General features: G+C 77.6%; 4 protein-coding genes. All 4 read left to right on the forward strand.

The genetic code is table 11. From position 1 onward, the window contains the following. Nucleotides 1-16 precede the first annotated feature (16 nt). On the forward strand, nt 17-5,494 hold the full coding sequence (locus tag ACLQ20_RS31205) for a non-ribosomal peptide synthetase (protein ID WP_425858354.1): 5,478 nt from the start codon (nt 17-19) through the stop codon (nt 5,492-5,494). 1 nt (nt 5,495) lies between these two features. Next, nucleotides 5,496-8,822 carry a non-ribosomal peptide synthetase gene (locus ACLQ20_RS31210; RefSeq protein ID WP_425858355.1) on the forward strand — a complete coding sequence of 1,109 codons (3,327 nt, stop codon included), beginning with the start codon at nt 5,496-5,498 and terminating at the stop codon, nt 8,820-8,822. After that, nucleotides 8,819-9,490 carry a hypothetical protein gene (locus tag ACLQ20_RS31215; RefSeq protein WP_425858357.1) on the forward strand — a complete coding sequence of 224 codons (672 nt, stop codon included), beginning with the start codon at nt 8,819-8,821 and terminating at the stop codon, nt 9,488-9,490. The genes ACLQ20_RS31210 and ACLQ20_RS31215 overlap by 4 nt, the downstream gene beginning before the upstream one ends. A gap of 129 nt (nt 9,491-9,619) precedes the next feature. After that, nucleotides 9,620-10,290 (forward strand): condensation domain-containing protein (locus ACLQ20_RS31220; protein WP_425858358.1); only part of this gene is annotated, 671 nt, incomplete at its 3' end.

Raw genomic sequence — 10,290 nt, forward strand, 5'->3', positions numbered from 1 at the left:
CACCGGACGAGGGCGCATGAGCGACAGTTGCCAGCGGTATCCGGCCCTCGCCGTGCAACGCGGGATGGTGCTGCAGACGCTCCGGCAGCCCGCCGGCGGGGTGGACGTCCAGCAGGTCACGATCAGGTGGGACGGCCCGCCGGACCGGGACGCGTTCAGCGCCGCCTGGCAGGCCGCGACCCGGCGGCACGCGGTGCTGCGTACGGCCTTCGAGGTCGACGGTGACCACGGCGTGGCGCAGGTCGTCCGGTCCACCGTGGCACCGGACCTGCGGTGGCGGGAGACGACGCTCGACGACTTCCTCCCCACCGACCGGTGCGAGCCCTTCGACGTCGGCCGGGCGCCGCTGCTCCGGGTCACCGCGCTGAGCGACCAGCACGTCGTCGTCACGTTCCACCACGCGATCCTCGACGGCCGCTCCACCCGGATGCTGCTCGACGAGGTCCTCGCCGACTACGCCGCGCGCCGGGCCGGCCGGGTGCCGGACCCGCCGCGCCGGCCGCCGTTCGCGGACTTCGTGCACTGGTGGGGCACGCGCGACCCGAGCACCGGCGACGCGTTCTGGAAGGGGTACCTCGCGGGCGCCCCGATGCCGCGGGCGCTCCCGGGCCGCCTCGACGCGGATCCCGGCGCGCGGGGCGTGCCCGCCTCGCACGAGGTCGTCGTCACCCGGCCGGACTCCAACCGGCTCCGTGCTGCCGCCGCCGGAGCGGGCGTCGGCGTCAGCGCCGTGGTCCACGCGGCCTGGGCGCTGCTGCGCGGCGGCTACGGCGGGGTCGACGACGTCACCTTCGCGGTCACGAGATCCTGCCGGTACGACAGCGTCCCGGACGCCGACCGGATCCTCGGACTGCTGCTCAACACGGTGCCGCTGCGGATCCGGCTCGATCCCGAGTGGACGGTGCGCCGGTTCCTCGCCGACGTGGCGGGCCGGATCCGGCGGATCCGCGAGCACCAGCTCACGCCCCTGCACAGCATCCTCGACCAGGCGGGCCTGGCGCCCGACACGCCGCTGCTGGACAGCCTGGTGGTGTTCGAGCGGCAGCGCCTGTCCACCGCCCTGACCGAGGGCGGGCCGGAGGGGGCCCGGCGCTCGGCCCGCGTACACCGGATGCCCGGCTATCCGCTGACGGTGCACGCCTTCGACGAGCCGGAGCTGCGCCTGGGCCTGACGTGGGACGGCACCAGGCTGCTGGACGCCTCGGCGCGGCGGATTCTCGCGCAGTTGCACCGCACCGTGCTCGAGTTGGCGGAGCGGCCGGACGCCCGCCTGGCCGACCTGGATCTCGGCGCCGCCGGGGAGGCGCCGTTGCGCGCCGCCTGGAACGCCACCCGGCGGCCCTACCCCCGCGACGCCTCCGTTCCCGAGGTCTTCGCGGCCCGCGTGGCCGACGACCCGGCCGCCACCGCGCTGGTGGTCGGCGACCGCACCGTCTCCTACGCCGAACTGGACCGGGCTGCGGACCGGCTGGCCTGGACGCTGCGCCGGCACGGGGTCGCCGGGGAGACCCCCGTCGCCGTGCTGCTCCCCCGGGGCGAACCGCTGATCCGGGCCCTGCTGGGCGTGCTCAAGGCCGGCGGGTCCTACCTTCCCGTGGACGCCTCCGCCCCACCCGCCCGGATCGCGGGCCTGCTCGCGGCCAGCGGCACCCGCCTGCTGCTGACCACCGCCGCGGCCGCCGCCGACCTGCCGGACCTGGGCCCGGTCCGGGTGCTGGACGTCGACGCGCCCGCCGGGGAGCCGGCGCCGGCCGGCCCGCCGCCGGGGCGGATCCACCCGTCGCAGCTCGCCGCCGTCCTGCACACCTCCGGCTCGACCGGCGCGCCCAAGCGGGTCGGGATCACCCACCGGGGCGTGGTGCGGCTGGTGACCGGCCCCGACTTCGCCACCCTCGGGCCCGGCGAGCGGGTGCTCCAGTTCGCCCCGACCGCGTTCGACGCGTCCACCTGGGAGATCTGGGGCGCGCTGCTCACCGGCGCCACGGCGGTGGTCGCGCCCCCGGACCCGGTGGACCTCACCCGGCTGACCGCGCTGATCCGCGACGGTGGGGTCACCGTCGCCTTCCTCACCGCCGGGCTGTTCCGGCATCTCGCCGAGGAGGACGTCACGTCCCTCGCGGGGGTCCGGCAACTGCTCACCGGCGGCGACGTGGCCGACCCGGGCGCGGTCCGCGCCGTGCTCGCCGCGCGCGGCGGGCTTCCGCTGGTCAACGCGTACGGGCCGACGGAGAACACGACGCTGACCAGTTGCCACCTGATGAGCGGCGCCGGGCCGGTGGGCGACCCGGTGCCGGTCGGCCGTCCCGTGCCGCAGACCACCGTCCACGTGCTCGACGGCAGCGGGCGGCCGGTGCCGGTCGGGGTCGCGGGCGAGCTGTACACCGGCGGCGACGGGCTGGCCCGCGGCTACCTCGGCGATCCCGCGGCCACCGCCCGGGCGTTCGTGCCGGACCCGCAGGCGCCCGGCGAGCGCCTCTACCGCACCGGTGACGTCGTGCGCTGGCGCGCGGACGGGGTGCTGGAGTTCCTCGGCCGCCGCGACGACCAGGTGAAGATCCGGGGGTTCCGGGTCGAGCCGGGCGAGGTGGAGGCGGCGCTCCGGGCGCACCCGCAGGTCGCCTCGGCGGCGGTGGGCGTACGGGGCGACGGGCCGGAACGGCACCTGGTCGGCTACGTCACGCCGGCCGGCCCGGCGGCGCCGACCCCGGCGAGCCTGCGCGAGCACGTCGCCGCCCGGCTGCCGGCCCACCTGGTGCCGGCCGGGTTCGCCGTCCTCGACCGGCTGCCGCTGACCGCGTACGGGAAGGTCGACCGGGCGGCGCTGCCGGCACCCGGGCCCGCCCAGGAGGATCCCGACGTCGCCGGACCCGCCTCGCCGACCGAGCACCGGCTCGCCGAACTCTGGTCCCGGCTGCTGCCCGGCGAACGTCCGCCCGCGCGCATCGGGCGGGAGAGCAGCTTCTTCGCCCTCGGCGGCAACTCGCTGACCGCCACCCGGCTGATGTTCCGCATCCGCGAGGCGTTCGGCGTGGAACTGGGCGTGGGCCCGTTCTACCGGGCGCCGACCCTGGCCGCGACGGCGGCGGCGATCGACGCGGCGACCGGATCGGCGCCCGGCCACCGGGGACAGGCGGGGCCGACGCTGCGCCGCCGGGACCGGGTGCCGCACCGCAGCGGTCGGGACCTGCCGGCGCACCTGGCCCGGCTGACCGACGGATGGGCCCTGTGGCGCACCGTCTGCCTGCGGGGCGCGGGCCTCCCGGTCGACCTGCTGGCCCCGCTCGGCGACGCGGAACTCGCCGCCGCCGCCGACCGGGTGGTGGCGGCCCGGGCCGACGGGGACCCGGCCGGCATCGCCGCCACCGAGGCGGCTTACGCGGCGGCGTACCCGGAGGCGGTTCGCCGGCTCGCGGTCGCGCTGCACACGGTGGCGGCCCACCCCCGCTTCCGCGAGGCGGTGGCCTGGCAGAACCCGCACGCGCTGCGCACCGGCGTCGACGCGCTGCTGCGCCGGGGCCCGGGCAGCCCGACCCGCAACACCAAGCACCGCCAGCACGAGGCGCTGGTCACCAGCTACCTCCAGCGCTACTGCGCCAAGAACGACACCATCGGGTTCTTCGGGCCGGTCGGCTGGGCGCGGATCGAGCCGGGCGGCGGAGTGCGGGTCGCCCCCGCGGACCCACCGGCGCTGCTGGCCGAGCGGACCGTCTACCTGGAGGGCTGGGCGGTCGCCGCGGTGCTGGCCCCGTACGCGCAACGGCTGCGCCCGTGGCTCGTACCCCGGCTCATGCCCTTCCTGGAGCTGGCCGGGACGACGCTGCGGGTGCCGCTCGCCCCGCCGGTGGCGCTGACCGACGCCGAGGCGGCGGTGCTGCGCGCCTGCGACGGGGTCCGCGACGCGCACGAGGTCGCCGGGGCCGTGCTGGCCGAGCCGGGTTCGGAGCTGCGGTCGACGCGGGAGGTGCACGAGGTGCTGGAGACGTTGGCCGGGGCCCACCGGATCGCCTGGCAGCCGGAGGTGGCGCCGCACGACACCCGGCCGGAGCGGACCATGCGGGCCCGGCTGGCCCGGGTCACCGACGAGGCCGTGCGCGCACCCGCGCTCGCCGCCCTGGACGAGCTGGTCGCCGCCCGGGACGCGCTCACCTCGGCGGCCGGCGACCCGGACCGGTTGACCGGTGCGATGGCCGGCCTCGAGACCACCTTCACCCGGCTGGCCGGCGTCCCGGCCACCCGGCGCGCCGGCACGATGTACGCCGGTCGCACCCCCGTCTACGAGGAGTGCCTGCGGGCCGGCACGGTCGGCATCGGCGAGGCGAGCCTCGACGGGATCCGCGACGCGCTCGGCCTGGTGCTGGAGAGCGCACGCTGGTTCACCGCCGCCGGCGCGACGCTCTACCGCCGTCTCTGCGCGGAGATCTACCGCCGCCGGGCCACCGAGCTGGGCACCGACGTGGTGCCGCTGGCCGACTTCTGGCTGCTGGCCGGCGAGGCGCTGTTCCATCCGCCGCGACGGCTGACCGACCTGCTGACCGCCGCGCTGCACCGGCGCTGGGCCGACGTGCTGGCGCTGCCGCCGGACCGGCGGCGGATCCGGCTCACGGCGGCGGAGCTGGCTCCGGCGGTGGCCGCCGCCTTCCCGCCGGGGCGGCCCGGCTGGCCGACCGCGCGGCAGCACAGCCCGGACCTGATGCGGGCCGGCGACGAGTGGGTTCTGGGCGAGCTGCACCCGGGCGTCAACACCCTGCGGTACGCCACCTGGGTGGCCTACCACCCGGAGGCGGACGCGCTGCGCGCCGCGCTGGCCCGCGACGTGGGCGCCGGGGCGGTCTATCCCGCCGAGACCGGCCAGGAGGGTGGCGTGCCGACCAGGCAGAGCAACGCGCTGGCCGGGCCCGACGACGTCCGGTTGGTGTTCGCGCACGACTCGTTCGGGCACGACCCGCGCCGCAGCCTGCGCGTCGGCGAGTGCGACCTGGTCGAGGTGGCCGGCGGGCTGCGGGTACGGTCGCGCGACGGGCGGTTCGACGTGGACCTGATGCACGTCCTCGGCGACGTGGTCGGCGCCGGGCTGTCCCAGCTCTTCCGCGTCCTGCCCCCGGCGGCGCACCAGCCCCGGATCACCATCGACTCCCTCGTGGTCAGCCGCGAGTCGTGGACGTTCGCCGCCGCCGACCTCGCCTTCGCCGACACCCGCGACGAGGCGCTGCGGTTCCGCCAGGCGCGGGCCTGGGCCGGCGCCCACGGCCTGCCCCGTCACGTGTTCCTGCGCTGCGCGGGCGAGCGGAAACCGGTGCACGCCGACCTGACCAGCCTCGCCTCGGTCGACCTGGTGTCCCGGTCGGTCCGCCGGGCCCGCCGGCACGGCGGCGACGACGCCACGGTCGGCGTGGTGGAGATGCTGCCGGCGCCGGACCAGCTCTGGCTGACCGGGCCCGACGGCCGGTACACCGCCGAACTGCGGGTCGTCGCGGTCGACGGGCAGGTGCGCTGAGATGGCCGTGTTCGAGTTCCCGGCGTCGGCCGCGCAACGCCGGATGTGGCTGCTCGACCAGCTCGACCCGGGCCAGCCGACCTACCACGTCGGCTGGGCGGTGTGGCTCGACGGCCCGTTGGACACCGCCGCGCTCGACGGGGCCTGGGCGGCTGCGGTCGCCCGGCACGAGATCCTGCGCACCCGCTTCCGGGCCAACGGCGGGCGGCCGATCCAGGTGATCGACGACGACGCCCCCGCGACCGCCATCGAGGTCGTGGCCCTGGACGAGCTGCCCGGGGCGGACCGGGAGGCCGCGGCCCGGGCCGCGCTGCGGGAGCACGCCCGCGCCCCGCTGCCGCTGGAGCGTGGCCCGCTGACCCGGGTCAGGCTGCTGCGGCTCGCCCCGCAGCGGCACGTCCTGGCGCTGGTGGCGCACCACGCGATCGTCGACGGCTGGTCGTTGCGGCTGCTCTTCGACGAGCTCTCCGCCGACTACGCGGCGCTGCGCGCCGGCCGGCCACCCGCCTCCGTCGAGCCGCCCCTGCAGTACGCCGACTTCGCCCTCTGGGAGCGGGAGCACGACGACGCGGGCGGCCACGCCGAGGCGGAACGCTTCTGGCCGGCCGAGCTGGCCGGTGCGCCGCCGGAGGTGCCGCTCCCGGTCGACCACCCGTACCCCGACCGGCTGTCGCCGGCCGCCGCCGAGGTCGCGGTGCCGGTCGACGGGGAGCTGGCCGGGGCGCTGCGCCGCCTGGCCGGGGCGCGGGGCAGCACCCTCTTCACCGTCCTGCTGACCGCGTACGCGGCCCTGCTGTCCCGGCTCAGCGGCGCGGACGACGTGCTCGTCGGCGTGCCCGTGGCCGGGCGCACCCGGATCGAGACCGAACCGATGCTGGGCCTCTTCGCCAACACCGTCGCGATCCGGGCGACGCTGCACGGCGACCCGACGCTCGCCGAGCTACTCGACCGGCTGCACGCCGCCACCGCGCGCGCCCAGGCCCACCAGGACCTGCCGTTCACGCGGGTGGTCGAGCTGTGCCGGCCGCAGCGGCAGCCGACGCGGGCGCCGCTGGTGCAGGTGATGTGCACCGTCGAGGAGGCCCTGCCGACGCTGGACCGGGGGGCGCTGCGCTGGCGGCCGGAGCTGGTGCCCACCGGCACCGGCAAGTTCGAGCTGGAGCTGGCCGCCGTCGCCGGCCCGGACGAGCTGACGGTGCGCCTGCGCTACCTGACCGACCTCTTCACCCCGGACGGCGCGGGCCGGTTGGCCGACGCCCTGGGCGCGATCCTGGCCGCGCTGGCGACCGCCCCGCAGACCCGCGTCTGCGACGTGGACCTGCTCTCCCCCGCTACGGCGGACCTCGTCACCCGGGTGTGGCCGGCGGCCCGGTCCAGGTCCCTCCCGCCGCCGGAGTGCACCGCGGCGGCGCTCGTGGCCGACGTCGCTGCCGGCGACCGGGTGGTGATCGCGGGCGACGACGCGACCCTGACCGGCGCCGCCGTGCGCGGGCTCGCGGGCCGGATCGCCACCGGGCTGCGCGGGCTCGGCGTACGGGTCCAGGAGACCGTGGGCATCGTCCTGCCCCGGGGAGCGCGTCCGCTCCCGGCGCTGCTGGGCGTCTGGTGGGTCGGGGCGGCGTACCTGCCGCTCGACCCGACCCATCCGCCGGGGCGGCTGCGCGGGATGCTCGCCGACGCCGGGGTGCGGGTCGTCGTCACGGACAGCGGCGCCGTCCCCGCGCCGCTGCTGGCCGAGCTGGCCGCGTCGGTGACCCTGCTGGACCTGGCCGGACCGGAGCCGACCGGCGCGGAGGCGCAGCCGGCGGTACCGGCCGGCGCGGAGGCACAGCCGGTTCTGCCGCCGCCGTGCGCGGTGCCGGCGACGGCGGCGGCGTACGTGCTGTTCACCTCGGGGTCGACCGGCCGGCCGAAGGCGGTCACCGTCACCCAGGGCGCGGTGGCGCACCTGCTGCACGCGTTCCGCGAGATGGTCCCGTTGGGGCCGGCCGACCGGGTCCTCTCGGTGAGCCCGTTCGCGTTCGACATCGCCCTGCTCGACCTGCTCCTGCCGCTGCTGTGCGGTGCGCCGGTGGTGGTCGCCGGCGACGACGACGTGATCGACGGCAACCGGCTGCGGCGGCTACTCGCCACGACCGGGGCCACGATGCTCCAGGCGACGCCGACGACGTGGCGGATGCTGGTGGCGGCCGGCGGGGTGCCGGCGGGGGTGCGGCTGCGCCTCAGCGGCGGGGAGGCGCTGCCCCGGGCCCTCGCCGACGCCCTCGCGGAGCCGGGCACGCGCCTGTGGAACCTCTACGGTCCGACCGAGACGACCGTCTACTCCACCGGGGCCGAGGTCGAGCCGGGGTCCGCGCCGCCGGACCTGGGCCCGGCCGTCACCGGCAGCCGGGTCTACGTGCTGGACCGGCGGCTGCGGCCGGTGCCGCCGGGCGTGGTCGGCGAGGTCTGCATCGGCGGCGCGGGGGTCGGCCGGGGCTACGCCGACGCGCCCGGCTGGACCGCCGAGCGGTTCGTGCCCGACCCGTTCACCCCCGGCGGCCGGCTCTACCGAAGCGGGGACCTGGGCCGCTGGCTGCCGAGCGGGCGGATCGAGCCGCTGGGCCGGGCCGACCGGCAGGTGAAGGTGCGGGGGTTCCGGGTCGAGACGGCGGAGGTCGAGGCGGTGCTGCGCGGCCACCCGCAGGTCCGCGAAGCGGTCGTGACGGCCGTGTCCGACGTGGCGCACGACGGCGTACGGCTGGTCGGGTACGTGGTCACCGACCCGCCCGCGACCGACCCGCCGGCGGACCTGCCCGAGTACGCGCGCCGGTTCCTGCCCGCGCACATGGTGCCGGCGGTCCTCGTGGCGCTGCCCGAGGTGCCCCGCACCTCCCGCGGCAAGCTGGACCTGAGCGCCCTGCCACCGCCGGGCAGGGGTGCCGGCTCCGGCGAGCCGCCCGTCGCCCCGCGCAGCCCGCTGGAGCGGGAGCTGGCGGGACTGGTGGCCGACCTGCTGGGCCTGCCCGGCCCGGTCGGGGTCGCCGACAACTTCTTCGTCCTGGGCGGGCACTCCGTGAAGGCCACCCAGCTGATGGCCCGGGTCTGGACGACGTACGGGATCGACCTCCCGGTCCGGACGCTCTTCGACGACCCCACCGTGGCCGGGCTGGCCGCCGCGGTCACCGCCGCCGGGGCGGGAACAGGCGCGACACCCGCCGGCGCCGCACCGGCGGGGACCGGCGCACCGGCCGGGCCCGACGGCGCGGGATACCTCGACACGCTGACCGACGACGACGTCGACGACCTCCTCGCCGGCATGGACGGGCCGTCGAGGTGGAACGGATGAGCGGCCCGCCGGAGCCACCGGCCTGGCTGGCGGCGGTGCTCGCCGCGCTCGCCGAGGGCCACGACCCGGCCACCCCGCCGGACTGGCGGCGGCGGGTCGACGTGGAACTCGACCGGCTCGCCGGCCGGGTGCCGTTCCCGGTGGTGCACGACTGGCAGGCGCGCGTGCTCGCCTCGACGCCCGGCGGCGACGCCGGCCGGCTGGTGGGCGACCTGCACCGGCGGGCGCTGGCCGGCGACCGGGTCGGGGCCGACGAGTGGCGCGGCGCCCTCCGGCCCGCCCTGCGCGAGCTGTACCGGGCCGCCTACCCGTACGCCGAGGCCCGGGCGGTCGCGTACGCCAACGCCGAGGTCTACGCGACCGCCAACGGCTACGGCCCCGACGAGGTCGTCGAGTTCGCCGCGCACTACGCCGACCTGAGCACCGGGGCCAACGCCGAGGCGTTCGCCGACGCCAACGCCATCGCGAACGCCGACGCGCTGGCGGACGCCCTGGCGCTGGCCGACGCGTCGGCGTACGCCGAGACGCACCCGGCCGCCCTGGCGCGCGCGTACGCCCTGGCGGCGGCCAACCGGGCCGGCGCGACGGGTGCGCCGCACGTGCTGCGGGCGGCGTACGGACGGCTCGCCGACGCGCTGGCCGAAAGTCTGAGTCGCGTGTCGGATTGAGGTCCCCGGACCGGCCCGTCGGTCCCTGGTCCCAACCTGTCGAGTCGTCTACTGTGGATCCACTTCGGCCGATGTCAGGTGGCGCAGTCAGGTGGCGCGACGGGCCGTCGGGCAATCGAGGGGGCGCACTTGCCGGACGACAAACCGACCCGTGTTCCGGCCCCCGGTCGCGTCCCCCCGGCACGGACACCCGCCGAGGTCGAGCGCCTGCCGGACCGCTCCGGCCTCCTGCCGCTCTCCTTCGCGCAGCGGCGGTTGTGGTTCCTGGAACACCTCGGCAGGGTCGGTCACGCCTACCACATGCCCCTCGCCCTCCAGCTCGACGGCCGGCTCGACCACGACGCGCTGCGGGCGGCCCTGGACGCCCTGGTCGCCCGGCACGAGGTCCTGCGTACCCGCATCGTGCCCGACGGCGCCGAGGCGGCCCAACGCATCGACCCGCCCGGGGCCGCGTTCCCGCTCCGGCTCGACGACCTGACCGGGCACGCCGACGCTGCCGCCGCCCTGGCCCGGCTCCAGCAGGAGGAGAGCACCGCCCCGTTCGACCTGGCGGCCGGCCCGCTGTTCCGGGGCCGCCTGGTCGCCCTCGCCCCGGACCGGCACGTGCTCCTGCTGACGATGCACCACATCGTCTCCGACGGGTGGTCGCTGGGGGTCCTGACCCGTGAGCTGGGGGTGCTCTACGCCGCGTTCCACGAGGGCCGGCCCGACCCGCTGCCGCCCCTGCCGGTGCAGTACGCCGACTACGCCGCCTGGCAACGCCAATGGCTCACCGACGGCACCCTGCAACGCCAGGAAAC

The sequence above is a fragment of the Micromonospora sp. DT46 genome, assembly GCF_049841735.1.
Taxonomy (GTDB): domain Bacteria; phylum Actinomycetota; class Actinomycetes; order Mycobacteriales; family Micromonosporaceae; genus Micromonospora; species Micromonospora reichwaldensis.